General features: G+C 57.9%; 17 protein-coding genes and 1 pseudogene. 11 read left to right on the top strand and 7 right to left on the bottom strand.

The window, feature by feature from the left end:
• The first annotated feature begins 1404 nt into the window (after window positions 1-1404).
• The 10 genes from N2599_RS23480 to N2599_RS23435 all read left to right on the top strand — a co-directional run bounded on the left by N2599_RS23480 (window position 1405) and on the right by N2599_RS23435 (window position 14641).
• Window positions 1405-2388, top strand: coding sequence for a nucleotidyltransferase family protein (locus N2599_RS23480; RefSeq protein WP_027511178.1), 984 nt, complete (start codon window positions 1405-1407; stop codon window positions 2386-2388).
• Window positions 2385-3578 (top strand): hypothetical protein, encoded by a 1194-nt coding sequence (locus tag N2599_RS23475; RefSeq protein ID WP_100771671.1) that lies wholly within the window; start codon window positions 2385-2387, stop codon window positions 3576-3578. The genes N2599_RS23480 and N2599_RS23475 overlap by 4 nt, the downstream gene beginning before the upstream one ends.
• A 587-nt stretch (window positions 3579-4165) precedes the next feature.
• Window positions 4166-5086, top strand: coding sequence for a YdcF family protein (locus tag N2599_RS23470; RefSeq protein ID WP_051336638.1), 921 nt, complete (start codon window positions 4166-4168; stop codon window positions 5084-5086).
• Between the two features lie 675 nt (window positions 5087-5761).
• Window positions 5762-6943, top strand: a complete 1182-nt coding sequence (gene wecB / locus N2599_RS23465; RefSeq protein ID WP_037142418.1) for a non-hydrolyzing UDP-N-acetylglucosamine 2-epimerase — start codon at window positions 5762-5764, stop codon at window positions 6941-6943.
• A 44-nt stretch (window positions 6944-6987) separates the two neighbouring features.
• Entirely contained in the window at window positions 6988-8148 is a 1161-nt protein-coding gene (locus N2599_RS23460; protein ID WP_051336637.1) for a hypothetical protein, read from the top strand.
• A complete protein-coding gene (locus N2599_RS23455) occupies window positions 8145-8915 on the top strand; it encodes a WecB/TagA/CpsF family glycosyltransferase (RefSeq protein ID WP_051336636.1) in 771 nt (256 codons plus the stop codon). Before N2599_RS23460 ends, N2599_RS23455 begins: the two co-directional genes overlap by 4 nt.
• Before the next feature lie 12 nt (window positions 8916-8927).
• On the top strand, window positions 8928-10067 hold the full coding sequence (locus tag N2599_RS23450) for a glycosyltransferase family 4 protein (protein WP_027511171.1): 1140 nt from the start codon (window positions 8928-8930) through the stop codon (window positions 10065-10067).
• Window positions 10060-11685: a tyrosine-protein kinase domain-containing protein gene (locus tag N2599_RS23445; RefSeq protein WP_027511170.1), complete on the top strand. Its 1626-nt coding sequence runs from the start codon at window positions 10060-10062 to the stop codon at window positions 11683-11685. The genes N2599_RS23450 and N2599_RS23445 overlap by 8 nt, the downstream gene beginning before the upstream one ends.
• Window positions 11686-11810: 125 nt before the next feature.
• On the top strand, window positions 11811-13109 hold the full coding sequence (locus N2599_RS23440; RefSeq protein ID WP_167333914.1) for a polysaccharide biosynthesis/export family protein: 1299 nt from the start codon (window positions 11811-11813) through the stop codon (window positions 13107-13109).
• Window positions 13106-14641 carry an oligosaccharide flippase family protein gene (locus N2599_RS23435; protein ID WP_027511168.1) on the top strand — a complete coding sequence of 512 codons (1536 nt, stop codon included), beginning with the start codon at window positions 13106-13108 and terminating at the stop codon, window positions 14639-14641. Before N2599_RS23440 ends, N2599_RS23435 begins: the two co-directional genes overlap by 4 nt.
• Before the next feature lie 96 nt (window positions 14642-14737).
• Here N2599_RS23435 and N2599_RS23430 read toward each other — a convergent pair whose 3' ends face one another.
• The 4 genes and pseudogenes from N2599_RS23430 to N2599_RS23415 form a co-directional block, all read right to left on the bottom strand.
• A complete protein-coding gene (locus tag N2599_RS23430; RefSeq protein ID WP_051336635.1) occupies window positions 14738-15871 on the bottom strand; it encodes a glycoside hydrolase family 18 protein in 1134 nt (377 codons plus the stop codon).
• 36 nt (window positions 15872-15907) lie between these two features.
• A pseudogene (locus N2599_RS23425) lies at window positions 15908-16119 on the bottom strand (ion transporter); the annotation flags it as partial.
• Window positions 16049-17104: an NAD-dependent epimerase/dehydratase family protein gene (locus N2599_RS23420; protein ID WP_260308587.1), complete on the bottom strand. Its 1056-nt coding sequence runs from the start codon at window positions 17102-17104 to the stop codon at window positions 16049-16051. The pseudogene N2599_RS23425 and the gene N2599_RS23420, both read right to left, overlap by 71 nt.
• 8 nt (window positions 17105-17112) lie before the next feature.
• A complete protein-coding gene (locus tag N2599_RS23415) occupies window positions 17113-18390 on the bottom strand; it encodes a glycosyltransferase family 4 protein (RefSeq protein ID WP_244914933.1) in 1278 nt (425 codons plus the stop codon).
• Between the two features lie 220 nt (window positions 18391-18610).
• Here N2599_RS23415 and N2599_RS23410 point away from each other — a divergent pair, with 220 nt between their 5' ends.
• The gene (locus N2599_RS23410) at window positions 18611-18892 is read left to right on the top strand and encodes a hypothetical protein (protein WP_027511163.1); all 282 of its coding nucleotides are present in this window, start codon (window positions 18611-18613) and stop codon (window positions 18890-18892) included.
• Window positions 18893-18990: 98 nt separating this feature from the next.
• Here the strand turns inward: N2599_RS23410 and N2599_RS23405 are convergent, their stop codons facing one another.
• From N2599_RS23405 to N2599_RS23395, 3 genes are all read right to left on the bottom strand, one after another.
• Window positions 18991-19185 (bottom strand): hypothetical protein, encoded by a 195-nt coding sequence (locus tag N2599_RS23405; protein WP_027511162.1) that lies wholly within the window; start codon window positions 19183-19185, stop codon window positions 18991-18993.
• 61 nt (window positions 19186-19246) lie between these two features.
• Window positions 19247-19483, bottom strand: coding sequence for a 30S ribosomal protein S21 (rpsU, locus tag N2599_RS23400; protein WP_027511161.1), 237 nt, complete (start codon window positions 19481-19483; stop codon window positions 19247-19249).
• A 37-nt stretch (window positions 19484-19520) separates the two neighbouring features.
• Window positions 19521-19673 carry a hypothetical protein gene (locus N2599_RS23395; protein WP_165928240.1) on the bottom strand — a complete coding sequence of 51 codons (153 nt, stop codon included), beginning with the start codon at window positions 19671-19673 and terminating at the stop codon, window positions 19521-19523.
• Window positions 19674-20144 lie beyond the last annotated feature (471 nt).

Raw genomic sequence — 20144 nt, 5'->3', positions numbered from 1 at the left:
CGGCGAGGTGCAGCGGCAGTCGCTCGCATTTTGGGCTCTCGCGAAAGTGCAGCGACGAGATGTGACGGTGCGCATACCATATAGACATAACTCCCCCCAACATTCAAAACGTCACGAAGATATATATTGCGTATATTTCTTCCGCCGCCCCGGCGCAGAGCTATTGCTTTCGCTATATCTATGTATATATGCAAAGTTACTAAATTGAAAGGAATATATTAGTAATGATATTTAGGTATTGTCGGGTTATCTGAATGTTACTGTTCCGTTTTAATATGTTTTATGCTGCGGCTTTGCCGTGTAACTCTATCGCAAGTGCCTACGAGTTGCGCAGCGGCTCATCTGCGAGTCTCGAACTGTTTATCGGTATCGAGAGATCAATCAGAAGGCGGTGGCGTCGGGCAACAACCGAAACGATCACAACCATGGCATGCTTTAGCGTCTCCGCGGCACTGGTTCGGGCCAGTGCTCACACTTCTGCACATGTGTCGTCTCCAGGCCCGGCTCATAGAGCCAGACATCATTCACCAGGGAGCCGGCCGAGTGTCATTCCGATAATCTCACTAGAAGGTCATCAAATAGAGCTATGAGGGCTTCGTCGTTCAAAAGGGTTTGCGCTCGTGCACGGCCGACGCCTGGAGCCGCTTCATCAGAGCGCCATGGCGTGTCTAGGAAAGGATTGCGACGCTCTCGAGATTTTCAAAGGGTCCGAGGAAACTCGATTCGCGTATTCGTTCAGGTTATTCGAGTTCTCGCATAATACTTATGCCTGACTTTTCACCATGAGGTTAATGCTATAAAGTTATAAAATCGAGCACGTGAGGTAACCCGATGGCAACGGAGCGTGAAACCAAAGAACAAAATGATGCAAGTCCAACAATGGAACGGCGTGATTTCATCAAGGGGCTTGGGAAATTCGCTGCCCTGACGCCCCCCGCAGTGACGGTGCTGCTTGACCTCTCCATGAACTCGCCCGCTGTCGCTGCCTCTGGCGGTCGGCCCGGCTGGGGATACGGCAATAAGAACAATAAGAACCATGTGCATACGGGTCCTGTTCGACGCCGCCCTCGCACGTGGTGGAATTGAACCAAACCGTTACCGCGGCAAACAATCTAGCCGATGTGCCGTCGAAGATCATGTCCACGGTCTCCGAGGCTGGGGCCCATCGGTCATCATCAGCGCTCGTTGGTATTGAGTTGTCAGCTGTCATGGAACTGAGTTCCCTCGACCAATGTCATCGTGAACCGTTCCGCAGTGTTGTTGGCGTCGTGATGGTCCAATCAGGTTATTCACCCTGCATCCCCAATCAGTTGCACAAGACGACAAGCTCTTCAGCATTCGAAAGACGGCTTGAAAGCCGTTCTTGTTGTCAGCTGCAAGGACCAATGTTGCGGGAGGGGTTGCATGAGATCGGGAGGCTCTGAATCCGGCTTCCAAATGCTGGCAGCGTTGTTGAACGGGATCAATACCGCTGAGGATCACTGGGACAAAGTCGTACAGGAGGCCAATCGGCACCTAGTTGGCCCCGCATTGTATGCATGGCTTCGCCATCGGGGGTTACTTATCAGCATTCCTGGGGAAGTCGAAAACTATCTGCGCTTTTTGTATGATTTGAATGAAGAGCGAAATCGACGACTGCGCCGACAGTCGGTCGAGACCCTGCGTGTATTGAACGAAGCGGGGATCGAACCGTTGCTTATCAAAGGGTCGGCCCTCCTGATGATTATGCCAGAACATCGTCTGGGCAGCCGGATGATCAGCGACCTGGATCTGGTGATCGACGAGAACAATGTCGAGCGAAGCGTGGGGCGACTTCTCGGCATTGGCTACCAACCCCTTCCAGAAGACCCTGGTCCACACGCATACGGGAAATTCTATCGGCCTGCCGATGTTGGTTCCCTGGACTTGCATCTGAGGCCGCCCGGCCCAGCTATTTTATACACAGAGAGCGAACCGCTCCACAGCATACGCCTCGAAGTGATGGGGGTTCGGATTAGTATCCCCACGCCAGTGGAGTGGGTGGTCCACCTAATCGTTCACGACATGATATTGGACAGCCGGCTGCGCACGGGCGATGTCGAACTGCGGCATCTTCTCGACTGCCGCGAGATCTTCGACTTGGGGTACGACATCGACTGGGATGCGATCCGTGCCAGGTTGCCGTCAGGTCGACTGGCACTGGCACGGGATTTGTTCTTCCTGAATCTGCAACGCCTGGCCGGCGTCAAGATCGGCGGCAGCCCCGCAGGGGTGCTGCCGGACCTCCTATTTAGCCGTCAAATCGCACGGCAGGAATACGCCGCTTACAAGCATTTGGACGATTTCGGGCTTTCCTTGCTACGCGCGATCTGGAAGCCGTTTAAAATTGTCGCGGCGAATCGACGATGACCCGGCGCCTGCACCCGGACAACCCGGCGAGAACCGGACCAATGGAACTATGGCCAGGCGACGGTGTTGTGCTCTGCGCTCTTGACGACGATTACGCTCTTTTCTCCGAACCCCAGCAACGCGTCTATCAGTTGAGCCCCATATCTGGTTCAATTTGGCTTGGCGTTTCTGCAGGCGAACCACCAAGCAGGATCGCGCGGTTCCTCGCCAATGAGACGGGATGTCGTCTGGACGAGGCGAGTGACTACATCGCGTCTTGCCTGGCCGAATGGGAAAAACTTGCCCTTCTCAAGCAAGAGCTGATCCAACCCATTCGACCGAAATCTAGAAGCGACGAAAGCCCAGAGTCAATTTCCGCCACCAGAGAAATCTACCGCGTCGCTGGCGCAATGATTGCCATCTCTTTCCCAGATTCCAACGCAAAACGGGCTTGGAATGACCTTGCCGGTCATCTGCGCCATGACCATACCGGCGTTGCCGAAACCGAAATTACGGTGGGAGCATGCGAAGACGGCTACTGGATTGCCCACCAGCCTGGAGAACGGGCGAGCTTCTGCGATCCAGCGGCTCTCGCTGTCGGCCTGAAAGAGGCTGTCCTCCATGCCGTGCTTGGGCCTAGGCCCGACTGGATCGCCCTCCACGCAGCGGTCCTTTCCTCCGCGTCGGGCGCAATAGCGTTGGCCGGCTCTTCCGGTCAAGGCAAAACCACACTGGCGGCGCTGCTAAGCGCGTCGGGCATGTCTGCCATTGCCGACGACGTTGCTCTTGTCACCGCGCAGCCCCCGGGCCTTCGCGGACTGGCCTTCGCCTTTGCGGCCAAGCCCGGCAGTTGGGAGCTCCTTCGGACTCGGTTTCCGAACTTGGACCGCCTTCCTAAGTATCGGCGTCCGGATGGACGAACTGTGAAATACATCCCGCCTGTTCGATCATCCGAACAGGCGGGCGCCATCACCGCCATCATTTTCCCGCGATATTCGATCGTGACACCGTTGCGGATCACACATGTGCGGAAGCTTAATGCATTGGTGTCCCTGCTCAATGAGGCGATGAACGCCAGCCAATGGCTAACTGCAAAGGGCTTTGTTGCATTGTCTACATTGATCAACGACGCGGTGGTGATCGGCATGGAATACGACGACGCCAATGCCGGCGCAGAATGGATCAAGATGAACCTGATGCAGGACGGTTGATGCGGGTCGGCAAACAGCGCATCCGCAAGCCGCGCACTAGGCGCGGCACTGGCTGCTCTGGCATTCGCCAACTGATCCAACATTTGCTGGAACCGCAGGCGCTGCGTCATGCCGTCATCGCAGATTTCGCGAGATTTGCGCGCCAAATCGATATGAACACGCATAAAGTCTGCCGTGAAGCAGGCAAGCAGCCGGACAGGTAGCAAATCGATCATCAGCGCGATCAACTCGGGCACGTCGGGCAGAACGACGGCTTCGACGCTTCGACCGGTACGTCTCGTGATCAGGGGCCGGACCCGCGCTTCAGCTCCCGCGCTGCCTTGCCTTCGGCCTCGATGTCGCAGATTCCCTTGAGCTTCAGCGCCAGCACGCGCGCATAGTTCGTACCAAACCCCGGCGAGCTCGCACACCACCATTACGATCCGCTCCTCAAGCTTTAACGCCCGGTCAGGTCTGCATAGAGTCTCGATAAGCTTCCAGACGAGCCCCCTCCCCTCCTCACGTGATTGTGCCGCCGGCGCCAGCAGCGCCAACGGCAAGCGGGCAGGTGAAGGGGCATCTCGAGGCAACGCCGATCCTCGAGCGCCGTGTACGCCGTCGAACTCGCCGCCCGTCAGCTGACCAAAAAGGACTACGTTGGATGGTTCTTCTTCTTTCCAAATGCAGTGTATTGTTTGCTCCACGTATATTCAGAGCGATCTCAGGAGCCGCAAGTGTTCTTCGTTCTTTCGAAGCTTTTGGCAGCATTTCTAGTACTGTCGAATCTGATTGGATTGATGGCATTCGTAGGGATCGTGGCCCTTGCTATGCGTCGGTTCAGAGCAGCGCGCATTCTCCTCATCGTGTCAACCGTACTTTTGCTGATCGTCGGGTGGTTCCCCGTTGGAAGTGCAGGACTTCTCGTACTGGAGGACCGGTTCCCGCAACCTGCCATCCAGGACAATGTGACGGGTATTGTTGTCCTCGGCGGGGAAATTGACACTGATATCTCGACCGAACGCCAGACGATCACCTTGACCGATGCAGGCGAGCGGCTCACCAAGACGGCCGCGCTCAGCCTGCTCTACCCCAATGCGAGAATTCTCCTTTCAGGCGGGACGGCAAATTTACTGTCTGCCGAGGAGAAGTCGGAGGCGGCAGTCGCGCGCGACCTTCTTGTCGAAATCGGTGTTCCGGAAAAACGGATCGAACTTGAAGGGCGCTCGCGAAACACCTGCGAGAATGCGGTCGAGAGCAAGGCTGTTGCAAGTCCCAAGCCGGGGGAGTCGTGGCTGCTCGTCACATCTGCCTTTCACATGCCGAGGGCCGTCGCCTGCTTTCGCGCGGCCGATTTTCCGGTCATCCCATACCCCGTAGGCTATCGGGCTCGGCCCTCCGATGTGGGACGCCCGACACGTTCCGTCTCTATGGGTTTGTACCTCGCCGATCTGGCTGCTCATGAATGGATCGGACTGGTGGCTTACCACCTCGCAATGAGAACCGAGCTCTTTCCTTCGCCCGACAGGTAGTTCCATCGGCAAACGCAAGCTTCCATGCAGCAAGGCGTCAGAATTGCGGTTAAGACCGCGGCGATGAAGCTGCAGGATACGCGCCAAGTGAGGGCGGACACCGCCCTCCAGCAAAAACCGTGACGTTCCCGGTCGAAGCGAAGCTCACCGTCGGCCAGGAAGCAGCAAGCGAAGCTTGCGACAAAGACGGGCGTCACTGCACCAAACCGTGCAGCGCCTCGGCAAGTGGCGCTGATCAGACGTCAGACGCGCAATGCGCACGCCCTGCGCAGCAGGTATCGGAAATTTATCTGGGCCGTATCATCCACGACTTCAGCTGCCGCATCGCCCGCGAGGAGGAACTGCTAACGGAATCATCGCAATGCCGTTGCCCTTTCCGTGAGCTGGTTGGGATCCGCAGTTGATCGTGAACCCGGTCGTCTGGAGACACCCAGCGCCCCAGATCTGACCGCACGGGGCATGTGATCCCTCACAGGCTCCGCCATTCGAACAACTCATGATCGTAAAAACTCTCATATCCAGATCAAATCTTGCACTTTTCCAAGCAAGTTGTTTGTCATGGGCCAGACTTATTAGCTAATACCAACGAATTATACTCCTTATGATCTCTTGTTTTATTATAGCCATCGTACATTATTTCTATTGCACTATTTATAGATGGGCGGTCTTTAGCCAATGAGTTCCTCAGGAGCAACGATATTAGCTGTCTTGGGCACAAGGCCAGAAGCAATAAAACTTGCTCCTCTTGTCAAGGCGGCAGCTGCTGATCCGTCATTCGATATTCGGGTCTGCGTAACCGGACAGCACCGCTTCATGTTAGATCAGGTGCTCGATGTATTCGGCATCAAGCCTGACTACGATCTGAACTTGATGAAACCCGCGCAGAGCCTTGCCGAGGTTACGTCACGAATTGTTGTAGAGGTCGCGAATGTAATCCGGGAGGCGCGACCGGAGTGGGTTATCGTCCAAGGTGATACGACAACGGCGTTCGCGTCGAGCTTGGCCGCATTTTACGAAAAGGTCTCAATTGCGCACGTGGAAGCCGGGCTTCGCACATCCGACAAGTATTCTCCTTATCCTGAAGAAGCCAACCGGCGCTTCATCAGCACCATAGCGGACCTCCATTTCGCGCCCACCTCTTGGGCCAGCGGCAACTTGCTGCAGGAAGGCCATCCAGAGAATTCGGTATTCGTGACCGGGAACAGCGTCATCGATGCGTTGGTGTGGGTGATCAATCTTATAAAGTCGAACAGTGTATTGCGAGAACAGCTGGACGATCGATTCTCATTTTTGAAGCCGTACAGACGCCTAGTTTTGGTCACAGGGCATCGCCGCGAAAGCTTTGGCAACCCTATCCGCAGGACGTGTGAAGCGCTCGTCGACTTAGTTGGGGAATTGTCGGATGTCGAGATACTGTATCCAGTTCATCTGAATCCAAACGTGCAGGAGCCTGTCAACGCCATTCTCGGGTGCGCACATCCGGAGTTGCGTGAACGAATACATCTGATAGCGCCCGTCGACTATGTCTCCTTCGTCTATCTGATGGCTAGGGCTCATCTCATCATTACCGACTCGGGCGGCATTCAAGAGGAGGCTCCCTCGCTGGGTGTGCCAGTCCTGATCACCCGGCAGCATACCGAGCGTCCAGAGGGCATCGAAGCAGGGGTTGCCAAGCTGATCGGCACCGACCGGACCCGGATTGTGGAGGAGGCTATCGGCGCACTGAGCACCAGCCGCCTCCCCACGATGACCATTCACAAAAGCCCCTACGGCGATGGCTTGGCCAGCGCTCGAATGATTGAGAAGCTGCGCGAAAGGGTTGCAGGTACGACGAAAGCGCAGGCGATTATCTGCTGACTTTATGGGCGTCAGACACACCACGGGACGATGGAGAGGCTCCGATGCCAACTATTATAAATTTCGAAACAGGCCCGGAATTCTCACCCGCCGTTCCTGACGCATATGCACGTCTGTTGCCGCTTTGCGCCTCCGGCTTGCGAGCGGCCGCCAATCCTGAGACAGGCCTCTTCGACCTGCAGATCAGGGACCGCAAATCCGGTCAGCCCACCCGAGGGACAGAGAATATTACGAGCACGCTCATCTGCCTGATAGGTCTCGACAGAGCCGGCATCGCTCCCAGTCAGATTGGACTACCATCCCAGAAGGCGTTATCTGCGGCCCTCGACCGTATCGGCCGAGAGCGAGCGCTTGGTGCAACCGGCCTTGCCATCTGGGCGAACGCAGTCCTCGACGGCCTTGCCTTGGGAGACCTCCTCGATCGTATCGGCGTGTCATTGAATGACCGGCGGGAATGGGCCGATCGGCTGACCACGATGGAGGTCGCGTGGCTTGCCAGCGGCCTGCTTCATGAACTGGGGCGGGTGCGCAACGCCCGCATGTTCGATCTGGCTCGTTCGGCTGTTTCGGTATTGTGGTCACGCTATGACGAGAACGCTCGTTTGGTCAGCCACGCCAGTGCCGCAGCCCCGCTCCGACATCGACTACGTCGACAGCTTGCGAACTTCGCCGACCAAATTTACGCCGTCCAGGCCTTGGCCTTTGCCGCGATCGTGCTCTACGACGAGCGAGCCCTTCGGTTGGCGGAACGGATAGCCGGGCGGCTGACCGAGCTACAAGGCAGCCAGGGCCAGTGGTGGTGGCACTACGACGTGTCCTCGGGACGGGTTGCGGAGGGCTATCCCGTTTATTCGGTTCATCAGCATGCAATGGCGCCGATGGCTTTGATGATCCTGCGGGCAGCGGGTGGAGGGGATTACTCGCAAGCAATCGAACGTAGCCAACGCTGGGTTCTCGAAAACGAGCTGGGTGTCAGCCTCATCGACGAGGAGGCGACTGCAATCTGGAGGAATATCGAACGGAGCGAGCCCCCAATCGCATCCTTGGGCAACAAACTGCTCGCGCTGGCCGGACGTCACCGCGGAAGCGCAGCCCCTTCAATGGCACTATGCATCAATCACGAGATACGGCCCTATGAGTGGGGATGGTGCCTCTATGCAGCCAGCCTCGATCAGGCCGGGAACAGGGGGAGGCACATTGTATGAACAGCTTTGACAAAATTCCAGTTGTGGAATTTCTGAATACCCGTTTCCACGCCATACCTGCTGACGATGTTGTAAGTCTCGTCTTGCATTGGCGGGCCGAACCTGTTCGGCAAACACACATCATAATCACTGCCAATGTTTCTCTTCTTGTGACGATGCGGACCGATTCGACGCTTTCGGCGGCTGTCGGGAAGGCAGATCTCGTCGTGACCGATGGAATGCCCCTGGTGTGGGCCAGTAGGTTGCTCGGCACCCCGGTTCCCGAACGAGTGACCGGAATCGATCTAATGGAAGCACTATTAGAGAGAGGGTCGACCGAAGGGTTGAGCGTGTATTTGCTCGGGACGACCCAGCAGCGACTGCAACGGTTCATGGAAGTCGTCGCGTCGAGATATCCAGGCATACGAATTGCCGGCGCGCGAAACGGCTTCTTCTCGAAGAACGAGTACGCTGACATCACAACAGAGATCAACAACAGCGGCGCAGATCTGCTCTTGGTGGCAATGCCCGCGCCGTTTAAGGAGATCTGGTGTGAGCAACAGCGCTCCGCCTTGCAGATCCCGGCTGTCTTGGGCGTGGGCGGAGCGTTCGATGTCGCCGCCGGGTTTCTGCCCCGGGCCCCGGTCCTCTTACAGAATGCCGGGCTCGAATGGGCCTGGCGGCTTTGCTTGGAACCGCGGAAGCTGTGGAAGCGCAATCTTACAACCAATTCCCGTTTCATCGCCATCCTGGCGAGTGACCTCGCTAGGCGGGCAACCCATCATTAGCAGAGGTGTACCATGACGGACGCTCAGAACGTCCTCTTCAAGAGGGCAGCAAGCAAACAGCCGGATAAGGCAAGTGGGACGATTGCCTTTGTGCAGAACTACTATTCGCCACACCAGCACGCCATCTTTGAGCAAATGGCGCGTTCAGGCACGGACCTGATAGTTTTTTATCTGCAGAGCCCGGAGGACGAGGGGCGAAGATGGGGCGGCGCCTGTCATAAGACCACGTACACAGTCGTCAGGTGTCCCAGTTTTGCCGTCGGTCCACTTGTGTTCTTCTGGCTTCGACCGGAACCGCAGACCGTCGTCCTATTGGACAACAATCCAACGAACCTCTGCATGCTCTTTTGGGCCTTCGTTCTAAAATTGGAAGGAAAGCGTTTATTGCTTTGGGAAAAGCACATTCCAGATCATTTCAAGCCACGCGTCAAACAACTCTATCAGCGAATTTGTTCAAAGATATTGTGTGCAATTTGCGACACAGCGATCGTTTTTTCCGACATGACCAAGGCATACCTGCGCAGCTTGCCGACCGAGATCCCCACCAAGCGAATGATCTGTGTTGTGCCCGACGCCAGCGGCCCCTTGGTTCGGCGGAGCGGCCCGATCAGATCGTTCGGCTATATCGGAGCGGGCTCGAATCGAAAGAACGTGACGGCCCTCATCGAGGCATTCGCGGCACTGGGAGAAGCCGACGTGTCGCTTCACATGGCCGGAATGGTTCCGATGTCCGTCGGAGCGGCAGAACGAATTCGATGGTGGGGATACGTTGACGGCGAGCTGCGGGAGGAATTCTATCGCTCGATCGACGTGATGGTCCTTCCGTCATTGGCAGACCCGTGGGGACTGGTCGTCAACGAGGCCCTGCAACGCGGATGCCTATGTGCGGTCAGCACAGCGTGCGGCAGCGCAGAATTAGCCCGATCGATCGATCCGCGTCTCGTCTTCGAGCCCCGAGTTCGCGACATAGAAGACTGCCTGAGAACGCTTCTTTCCCTGCCCCAGGCCGAAATAGCATTCCTCCGCGAAAAGGGCGAAGCCAGCATCGCCCCCTATACGATCGACAATGGGGCAAAGATCTTGAGCACGATAGTTTCAGAGGAAATAGCGAACGAAAGAAGTAACGGCCGTCCTCATCTGTATCATGGGTAAGTTTATGCGTTATGAACATCACCAAGCAGCACGTTGGTCGAAGGTCTCGGCATTGACCTCAGATGATGGTCCGCGCCCGCTCCTCCTTGGTCCTATTCTGTCGTTCTTATCGGCCAACTGGCTTTGGCTCGCACTTTGGGCCGTCATAGGTATGTCACTGACGGGAACCTACGCCATGCGTGCCGAGCCGACGTATCGGGCGCGGGCGGTCATTATTCTCGATTACCGCTTACCGGTGTCTGACGGGCAGGTCCCCAGCGACTCTGCGGACTCCGCCTATATCGATACACAGATCAAGATTATCGAGTCGAATGACGTGCTCCTTGAGGTGGTTGATGAGCTCGCACTTCATAAAGATCCCGAATTCGTTTCCGTCAAATCCGGCCTCTCCTCCAAGTTGGCTGCTTGGCGGTCGAGCCTTGAACGAATGATCTTCGAGGCACGGATGCCGACGCAGGACGCGACGTTAAGCGCGGAGGCGAGACCTGATGACGAACTTCGGCAGATCGCCGCCAGACAACTTTGGTCAGCGATGCGGGCCAGCCGGGCCGCGCGATCGTACGTCGCCGAAATCGAAGTCACAGCAAGCAGCTCTGAGAAGTCAGCGCTCGTCGCGAATGCCATTGCGAGAACCTATGCGGATCATCAGTGGAAATTCAGGATGGAGGCTACCGAGCGGGAGAGCGCGCCCCTGGCCCGGATCTTGACGCCGGCAAGTCCGCTTGTGGAGCGCACCGGCGTTAGGACGCCGGTGCTGCTGGTGCTCGGCCTCTTTGCCGGATTGGGGTTCGGAATCTGCACCGCCGCCGCCCGTGTCGTGATGAAGCGTACGGTCGGGGAAAGGAGCGATCTCGAGGACGAACTTTCCATCCGATGCTTGGGACTCGTTCCATCGGTGCGCGCGTTGAGGCCCAATCCGTTCTCGCGGCTCTTGCCTCGATGGTTGCGAAGGTCCTACAGGAAGCCCTTATCGTCTTCCGCACTGTCTTATGCGGCGGACTTCCCGACCTCCCTGTTTTGCGAGGCGCTTCGCCTACTCAGGTCCCAGTTGGTGGTCGCAGCCAGCGGCCACCGGGCCATCGTCGTCGGCGTTGTCTCTGCGTGTGGATCCGAAGGTCGTTCGACGCTGATCGCCAATTTCGCTCAGCTTCTCGCTCGCGCGGGCGACAAGGTCCTGCTCATCGATGCCGATTTTCAGACCCGGCAGCTTACCCAGACGCTTGCCCCACTGACGTACTTGTCGTCAGACGGGTCGGACGCTGACGCCGAGAGCTCCGAAGTCCGGTGCCTTCCCGGCATTGCCCTGAAGTTCGCTCCTCTGCTCGGGCCAGCTGTGGACGAGAAGCTCATGAACCGACCGGATTGGGTCGGCCGCATAATCGCAACTCATCGTAAGGATTTCGACTGGATTTGCGTGGACATGCCGGCATTGGCCAGATGCGGAGATGCCCTGGCGATGGTCAGCTTGTTGGATCATCTCGTGATATTGGCGGAGTGGAACAAGACTGACAAGTCTGCTCTCGGCCTAGCATTGAAGATGCTCGAGCCGCAGCGGCTGAAGGTACTCGGAGTCGTGCTGAACAAGGTTGCCCGGCGGAAGATGACGCTGATGGAATGATGGAAAAGAGTGTATTTGTGCGCACGACGTGGGCTGGGCTCTGGTTCAAACGCTGGCAAGCTCAGCATTTTCCAAGAGCTAGCGCGGGCAGGCGGTCCGGCAGAAGCGGTGGAGGGAGTGTGATCATGGCTCGTCTTAACGTGCCAGGCGCGGCGCAAAATGGCGCACTGGCGCTGGTGCTCCTGTTCTCGGCGGGAGCAACAGCCGGCAATGCATCGGATGAATATATGCTAGGCTCCCAGGATAAACTCAGGATCAGCGTGACGGAAATCTCTTCGGCGAGCGGCGAGATCCGACCTCGGTTGAATGGCGAATTCACGGTGGATGCGGCAGGCGACGTTGCAATACCGCTGCTTGGCAACATCAAGGCGGCCGGGATGAGCGCTTCCAAATTCGCGACCTCGATCGCATCGCAGTTTCAAGCGAAGGTGCGGCTGGTCAATCCTCCCGTCACTGCCGTCGAAATAGTGCAACATCGTCCATTCTACATCATCGGTGCGGTCGAGAAACCGGGAGAGTACCCCTTCAGGCCAGGCATGAGAGTGATCCATGCGCTCAGTGTGGCAGGTGGCATGGCAAGGGCCCCGGCGTTAGGAGAAACCCGTTTCGAACGCGATATGGTTCAGGCCAATGGCGAACTGAACGTCTTGAGGGCGCAAAGGAACAGGCTTGAGGCTCGACGTGCCCGGCTGGAAGCGACAGTCGGAGGCAAAGATAAAATCGAATTTCCCGCGAGACTGAGACTGCGCGCAAGCGAGCCGAATGTCCAAGATGTGATTACGCGAGAGCAGCTCGTTTTTGATCAGCGGCGCAAGACACGCGCTCGCGAGTTAGGTAACTATAACGAACAGCTTTCACTGCTCCGCGGGCAGATGAGTACTTTGCAGAACCAGATCGAGACCCAGAACGCGCAGAGCAGCAGCGTAGACCGCGAACTTGTCCAGGTGCGGAAGCTCGAATCCCAGGGCTTGGTTCCTTCGGCACGTGTATATGCGCTTGAGCGGACCGCCTTGGCCGTCGACAGCAAGCGCAAAGAGGTGCAGACCGAAATGCTCAAGGTTAGCGAGCGCGTCGCGAGCACTGAGGCCTCAATAAGGCGACTGCAGGACGCGGACGGCAGTGAGTTACTTGTCGAGCTCAACGGCGTGGACGGCGAACTCGAGAGCGTGACAGGCAAGCTTGGCACCGCCGAGGACTTGATCCAGCAATTGCAGATAGACGGAGCGCCTGCTGCAGGTCACGACGAAGAGATCGAGATTACATATTCGATCCTCAGGGAGCGAGATGGACAGTTGGTCGAGGAGGTAACGGCCGAAACGAGCCCGGTCAGACCGGGAGACGTGATCAAGGTCTCACGCCACACGACAGGCTCGCTTTCGGACCGGACCCTCAGCGGCGCCCCGGCGGTAACGGGTTACCAATGAGCCCCGAAAACCGAAACGAGTCCGGCGTCGAAATCCAAAACCTGCAGGCATCAACGGCCACGCAAGAACTTGCAAGCAATAAGATGCGCGCCACCGCAATACGGGGTGCTGCGTGGTCTTTGGTGCAAATCTGCGCTGAGCGGGCCACTCAAGCCAGCGTCTTCTTGATTACTGCGAGACTGCTCGGCCCGACCGACTTGGGCATGGCAGCCATGGCCGTTGCTCCAGCGCTGATTGCGAACCATGCATTGCAGGGGGTCACGCAGACCGTCATACAGCGGGAGGATGCTGGGCCGGGTTATCTGAGCGCGTGTTTTGTCTGCGCGATCGGTAGCAGCCTGCTGATGGCGATGCTCATCGTCGCAGCCGCACCGATCCTATCATCCGCCGTCGGCGATCCCTTGATCGACGATCTGATGCGGGCTTCGGCGCTCGCTCCAGCACTGACCGGGATCGGACTGGTCTCAGAAGGGCTGCTTGCTAGAAAATTCGCCTTTTCGGTGCTGGCGATCCGGCGTCCCTTGGCGATCCTCACGGGAGGTGCGCTGTCGATCGCCCTTGCCTATTTCGGCGGCGGAGCCTGGAGCATCATTGCGCAGACCATTCTCGCGGCGGCGACGGGGTCCCTCGTGTGCTTGGCCGCCCTGCCGGCCTTTCCGAGATCCCGCTTTTCCAAGTCGGACTGGCAGAGCGCTTCCTCAAGCGTCGCCAAGCTGATGGGTCGGCTCGTGCTCGATGCGGCAGGCCAACGCCTGCCGGAAGTCACGCTAGGGCTCCTTGCAGGACCGGCTGCTGCGGGCATGTTCCGCTCGGCGAAGGCGCTCCTCGATCTGGTGACGAGCGTGCTGTTCTATCCGATTTCGGCAGGCCTCCTTCCGATATTCGCCCGAATGTCCGGCGACCCCCAAAAGCTCGAGAGCTTTATACTGAATATCTCGCTTGGAAGCCTCGTGCTGTTCTGCGTCCCGGCGTTCGGATTTTCCATTTTCTCAGCCCAGATCGTCGGGATTGCGTTGGGGTCTGCTTGGATCCAGGTGGCCGACATCATGATGATTTTCGCGCTGGCCTTGCCCGTCCTGGCCCTCGTAGCTTCCGTGCCTTCCTTCATGATCGCCACCCAGCAAGCCCGAACGCTGCTCCAGTGTTCTGCGGTCCAGTTGCTGGCGGGCATAGCCTTGGTTGCAATCGGGGCATTGTGGGATGTCGCGCTGGCATCCTTCGGCTTCGTGCTCTCTATATGCCTGGGGGCCGGCATGCTTTGGTCGCGCTCTCTTGCCCGATCCGCTCGCGTCGACGCACAGCTGATCCGCGAGGCGATCGCCCTTGTGGCCATGGTGGAGGTGTCGCTTGCAGTGCTCTTTCTGTTTCGGCGCGCGCTCGTCTCCGACTGGTTCAGCGTGACCTCGTTCGCGACATCGCTTGCACTGTACATCGGGATCGTCGCCGTGTTCTTTCCCGGGCTTGTCGCCAGCACTCTGCAAGCGCTGCCGCCGCGCTGGCGCGTCCTGCCGAAATGGTTGAGAACCTGTTGAGGCGATCGAAGCACCCCCGAGCGCTTCGCCCGGTCTTCTCAACCGGTCTCACTCCTCGCAAGTGGGGAACCGCCAGCACCGCGATTGTCCTTCAGCTCAATCGAGAATCGCCTTACGAGCGGCCTGCAGAAGGCCGCTCGGGTTTGTCGCCGTCGGCATGTATCCCTCACCCAGAGACCAGATGATTGCCCCACCCAGGCCATTCTGCCGGGCGAATTCCCCCTTGGCCGCGATAGAACGCTCGTCCTCGTATGAAACGAACGTACATCCGAACGGGCCGATCTCCTTCGATGGAGACAGATACGGCGCCTGAGCGGTTGTGTCGTACTCGGCGTAGCTAGGGTCGTAATAGTACGTCATGATATTCCTATAGCTCATGTCTTGATCGCCGGCGATCACTTGGGCGGTTCCAGCAGCCTGCCGCGGAGCCGAAACCGGCGCGTTCCAGCAGCTCCCGTAGAATGCCACGCCAAGACCAAGCTTCCCGGCGGGGATGCCCACTCCAATATAAGCCTTGATGCTGCTGGCGACCGAAGCAGGAGTGCTGTTGGAGTCACCGTAAAGCGGAGAATTGTGCCACGACAGCCAATCCTCCCAGTTATCAGCCATATCGTACGTCATCACGTTCAGCCGATCGAAGATTGGCTCGATTTGCATCAAGAATCGAGCTTCCTGATTTTCAATGGAAGAATTCGAATTCTTCCAGCTCAGGTCGATCGTTAATAATTTGTCGGGCATCTGGTCGCGAAGCGCCTTGGCCAAGGCCGCCAGATTTGCCTGGTCCGTAGGCTCTATAGGTTCCCAATCGATGTCGAGACCGTCGTAATTCCACCGCCTCACCAAATCCACGAGATTGGCCACGAAGCGTTGCCTGTTGGCGTCGTTTGAGGCTTGGCGCATTCGGTCGACCAGTCCGCCCCCGCCAACTGCGAGGAGCGCCTTTCGACCCGCTGCGCGCGCCCGCATAGCAACCTCCTGCGCGATCCGAGGACCAGTCATCGAGTCCATGAAGAAACTTGTATCAAGCGATCCGTCATTTTCCGGAACCACTGAGAACATCACCACGTGAGTGAGGGACGAAAAATCAATGAGTTCTGGTGGATAAAATTCATATTCCCAGCCCGGATAAAAACCAGCCAACCACCGCTCTTGAGCGACGGCGGGATTGCTGAGGGCTTGCAACGCAACAAGCGGAGCAGCGGCGAAGAGACTGGTTAGCCGGCTGAGCATGCAGAAGAACTCCATGTTGAAAGCGGGCAACCAGCTGCAGTCGATGACGTCGGTCTCGTGGCGCTGCAGCCCGCTTGCATACGCGGAAAAGTGATTTTTGTCGGGACGGACGACGATCTAGGCAAGCCGCACGAAAAGAGAAATGCCTGCGATCATCCCGTCACGACCGACATCAGCTTACCCACCGTGCCCGGAAGAACGATTTCGCCGAAGCCGGTTATCGCCATGGCCGCGACCTTGAAATAGATGGTACTGGTAGTAATCGATATCGCACCTCCGGTAATGATGCTCCAGCGAACGCCGCACGCCGTCCTGCAGGCTGATCTTCGGCGTGAGCCTGAACGCCTTTTGAAGTGTGACGTCGCCGCAGCGGAAGGATACCCCCCTCGGGACGGCTTTCCGTTCCTCGCACCTGCGGTGTCCAGCCGAGCCCGCATCTGACAAGCTCGGCAAGCGCAATGAAAGCGGTTGCCTTGCCCATCGAGAGGTTGGGGCTCGCGAAGATGCGCAATGCGTCGATCGTTTCCGCGATGAAATCGACGCAATCGGAAATGTTAATGAAGTCGCGGCATTGGTGTCCGCTACCCCCAGACGGAGACTTCCGGCGCGCCGCGCTCCTTGAGAAGTCTGCTGCAGATGGCCGGGAAGGGATAAGCCAGGTCCTGGTCCTCGCCGTACCGCTGAACGGCCGGTAGCAACGGCCCGGCCGCCATAGCGCTCGACGTAGACCTTCATCAGATATTCGCCGGTGAGCTTGGTCCAGCCGTAACCGAGGTCGGGCACGCCGATCGGGCGCTCGAAAGAAATCACGTCTTCGGAGAACCTCGTCTGCGTCGCCTCAGTTTGAAGTGACACGCGATGGGCCGCGCTGGAGCTGAAATAGACGACGATTCCGGGGCTGCGTTCGCCTGCCCATCGCCAGAGCGCTGCGTCGACGGCCAGATCTTCGGCAACAAGCGGCCTCTGGTTCTCGAGCGTCATGCGCCCGCCGAAGCGCGCCGTGAGGTGAAACATATAGGTGAAGTGCACTATGGAGCTTTCAAAGAAAGCCCGACAGTCCTGCTGATTCAAGGTGAACTGCCGATGCAAGCGCTGGCTTGAAACAGGTGGCCTTGCACCTGTTCCCGGTTTCATCAAATCGACGCAGACCACATCGAAGCCCTCGGCCAAAAGCCGGTCGCGGAGTGGCCGGCCGACAAAGCCGCATCCGTCAGTCACGAGTGCACGGGTCATGATCCCTCCTAAGCAGCGAGAAATGCAGTCTTCCCTGCATAGATCGCGATCATCCGGCGTTCCCATTCTGGGCGGCTGGGCGCAATCTTGTCGGCGAAGGCGCGGGCGCCTTCGGCAAGCTTTTGCACAAGCCCGTCGTTTTTGACCTTCAATAGCGCTTCCGCCAGTGAGGCGGCATCGCCGCTTTTGAACACGAGCCCTGCGCCGTTTTCCTCAATCTCCTCAGCAATGAGGGCATTGCTGCTTATGATTACCGGGATTCCGCTCATGATCGCCTCGGCGGCCACCAGCCCGTAAGGCTCGGGCATCCGAGACGGCATCACGAATATTCGTGCCTGGTCGGCAAGCTCGGAGACGGTTGCATCATCGAGCCAGCCGGGTACCCAGCAATGGGGAAGCATCACCTGCATTTCTTCGAGAAGCGGCCCGCGGCCGATCAGGGTTGCCGGCTCGCCGGTCATGCGTAGCGCTTCGCCCAGCGTACGCACGCCCTTTTCCCAGGTCATGCGGCCGAGGAACATGATGCGCTCGCGCCGCCAAGGTTCGGTTGGCCGCCACGTAAGAGGCTCGGTGGGTGTGCGCAAGGTCTGGAAGTTCCCGATTGGCCCCGGGGTCAGATAGGCCTCCATTTTCTCATGCACGAGGATCACCTCGATGCGCTCCCAGAAGGCGTTGCCCACGCCGATCTGCCCGAGCATACGCCGGAAGCGCCAGAGCTTGTGCAGATAGTTGCGCTTATCGCAGTTGGTTGCCAGGCACTCGAATGACATCGGTTTTACGGGGCAGATTTCGCCGCTCTTGTAGTTGAGCCGGCCGCCATTCGGGCAGTTCAGAAAAAAGTCGTGGGCCGTGATGATCACCCGCGCCCGGCTCTGTGCCAACGCATGGAAGATGGATGGCGAGAGGATCTGATTCCAGCCGTGCACATGGACGACCGTTTCCTCAGACGATTCCCACAGCAGCTTCGACAGCGCCTCATAGGCCCTCTTGTTAAAGTGACGGTCGAAGATATTGGTGATGTCTGGCCCATCTCGAAGCGGCTTCTCGCCAAGCGCGACAGTGGGGATGTGCAGTCCGTACTCCTTCAGGCCGGCCCCGTCATCGCCAACGAAGAACGTGCAATCGACGACGGCCCGGACACAGGCCTGCAGACACTGGATCGCTACTTTCGTGGCACCACCCCGGACAACGGAAACGTCATTCACAACAATCAGGCGCATGTCTGAAACCGCCACAAAGCCGCGGAAGCGGACCGTAAGCAGACCCGCCTTGGCGATGAAGTTCAAGATTCCCCATCTCAATGAGGCGACCGATCGCACCTGATTGCAATTCAGCCTTTTGCATTAGCTCGGGGACACGAATCCGCCAGCGGAACTCCAATTTTAGAACAGCCCGCTGGCTCGACCTCCCTTCGTTTGGCGCTCTTTCTGTCCAGCTAAAACTGGTTGCAGTCCAGAAATGTGCGCGTAATGAGTTTATATGCGCAACAACCGACGAGCCGCTACGATGGATACGATTCCCACCGAAGGCTTTGACGCGGCAGTGACCCCGACAGACCATCTCGACCAATCTGCCGACAAGAAGCGCCGAGAGCTTGCCCGTGTTCTGCAGATCCTGTTTTTCGAGGTCGAGCTGTTCCGTGCCACCAGGCTGTCCGGAAAGAAGGTGCCCGGCAAGGTTCTCAGGGTCATCCTTTGCCGGCTCCGACAGTGCGCCGCGAAAGCGCAGGAGGTTACATGGGTTAAAGCAACCCTCCCAGACTGGCTGAATCTTGACCGGTGCCTGTAATGTCATCCCCTTACAGAGAGTGGTAGACGGAAGGGATCGAAAAGCTCGGCCGGTCGTCGCCTTTCAAGCGAGGCGAGGAATTGACCCCTCCGATAGCCTCAATGGACGCTGGGAGTTTTCATCACGGTCGCGAAGTCTTCGGCGACCAGTTCGCTAACGGCGATCAGGATCTCTTCACGCGAGAAGCCTGATTTAAGCGCGCTCTGAATCAGATCCTGCAACTCCGGCTCTATGACGTCACGGCAATCCTCGAGGCGCTCTTCGGAAATCGTTATGCTGTCTAGCTCTTCCATTCGTCCATCCTTTTCGTAGGAATCCGATCGGCCACGCGCGGCGTACCGGCGGCATTCGGGGCTATCGAGCGGGGGCCGCGCGCTTTGGCCCCGCGATCAATCCTTCACGCTGAAGCTGCTTGCGAGCGGCCTTTCGATGGCGGCTGATGGCCTGCGCCTTTTCACGAACGCGGCGTTCGGATGGCTTCTCATAGGCGCGCCGCTCCTTCATTTCCCGAAACAGACCTTCGCGCTGCATTTTCTTCCTCAGAACCCTTAGGGCCTGGTCGACATTGTTGTCTCTGACGAGTACCTGCATTCTGTTCTCCTTGTTCTTTTATTGGAGGCGTTGCCGCTCAGCCGAGCTGATTGGCGATCAATTCCTGCAGCTCACGACGTGTGAGGAGGCAGGGGTACGGCTTCCAGCTCTTGTCGGGCCGCACTACGGCCTCACCGCGCTCACGCAGCTTCACCACCACGGGCGCGGCGGCGGTATGTGTATTGTCCAATAGATTTCCTTTGCCGACCCAATGGGTAGGCATCATCAGTTGTTGCGGGGTTGCCCGTCACGGGATACCCGGAGGGCAGGCGGTCGCCAACTCGCGGACGGCTGAAAAAGACGCCAGACGAAACCAAAGCTTTTGGTTGAAATTGGGGAACACTTTAAAAATATGGGTATTCAATAGGACAATTGCAATTGCAGCACGGCATTGGCGATAGCCGCGAAATTGGAAAGCGCACTTGATCTTTTCGGAGAGCGGCCTTTCAACCCCAATAACAAGGCTCCATTAATAGGGGTAGTGGACGACAAATGTGGCGCTTGAGGGGCGCTTTCAAGTGGCGAAGGTCAAACCGCTTGATATGTCACCTGCTTCGAGGCAAACGAGACACATCACCGGGTGAGAACGAGAGTGCGACCGGCAACCCGACCAACGAAGACCGGCGGAGGATATATCCCTCGTCCGAACAATGGAGATGAA

Origin of the sequence: Rhizobium sullae, assembly GCF_025200715.1 — a bacterium.
In the GTDB taxonomy this organism is placed as follows: domain Bacteria; phylum Pseudomonadota; class Alphaproteobacteria; order Rhizobiales; family Rhizobiaceae; genus Rhizobium; species Rhizobium sullae.
This window is presented reverse-complemented; position numbering and strand designations above follow the sequence as displayed.

Excerpts from the sequence above, each read along its gene's own strand:
- N2599_RS23480 (WP_027511178.1), top strand. The coding sequence starts at position 1,405 with ATGAGATCGGGAGGCTCTGAATCCGGCTTCCAAATGCTGGCAGCGTTG.
- N2599_RS23475 (WP_100771671.1), top strand. The coding sequence starts at position 2,385 with ATGACCCGGCGCCTGCACCCGGACAACCCGGCGAGAACCGGACCAATG.
- wecB (WP_037142418.1), top strand. The coding sequence starts at position 5,762 with ATGAGTTCCTCAGGAGCAACGATATTAGCTGTCTTGGGCACAAGGCCA.
- N2599_RS23460 (WP_051336637.1), top strand. The coding sequence starts at position 6,988 with ATGCCAACTATTATAAATTTCGAAACAGGCCCGGAATTCTCACCCGCC.
- N2599_RS23455 (WP_051336636.1), top strand. The coding sequence starts at position 8,145 with ATGAACAGCTTTGACAAAATTCCAGTTGTGGAATTTCTGAATACCCGT.
- N2599_RS23450 (WP_027511171.1), top strand. The coding sequence starts at position 8,928 with ATGACGGACGCTCAGAACGTCCTCTTCAAGAGGGCAGCAAGCAAACAG.
- N2599_RS23445 (WP_027511170.1), top strand. The coding sequence starts at position 10,060 with ATGGGTAAGTTTATGCGTTATGAACATCACCAAGCAGCACGTTGGTCG.
- N2599_RS23440 (WP_167333914.1), top strand. The coding sequence starts at position 11,811 with ATGGCTCGTCTTAACGTGCCAGGCGCGGCGCAAAATGGCGCACTGGCG.
- N2599_RS23435 (WP_027511168.1), top strand. The coding sequence starts at position 13,106 with ATGAGCCCCGAAAACCGAAACGAGTCCGGCGTCGAAATCCAAAACCTG.
- N2599_RS23430 (WP_051336635.1), bottom strand. The coding sequence starts at position 15,871 with ATGCTCAGCCGGCTAACCAGTCTCTTCGCCGCTGCTCCGCTTGTTGCG.
- N2599_RS23420 (WP_260308587.1), bottom strand. The coding sequence starts at position 17,104 with ATGACCCGTGCACTCGTGACTGACGGATGCGGCTTTGTCGGCCGGCCA.
- N2599_RS23410 (WP_027511163.1), top strand. The coding sequence starts at position 18,611 with ATGGATACGATTCCCACCGAAGGCTTTGACGCGGCAGTGACCCCGACA.
- N2599_RS23405 (WP_027511162.1), bottom strand. The coding sequence starts at position 19,185 with ATGGAAGAGCTAGACAGCATAACGATTTCCGAAGAGCGCCTCGAGGAT.
- rpsU (WP_027511161.1), bottom strand. The coding sequence starts at position 19,483 with ATGCAGGTACTCGTCAGAGACAACAATGTCGACCAGGCCCTAAGGGTT.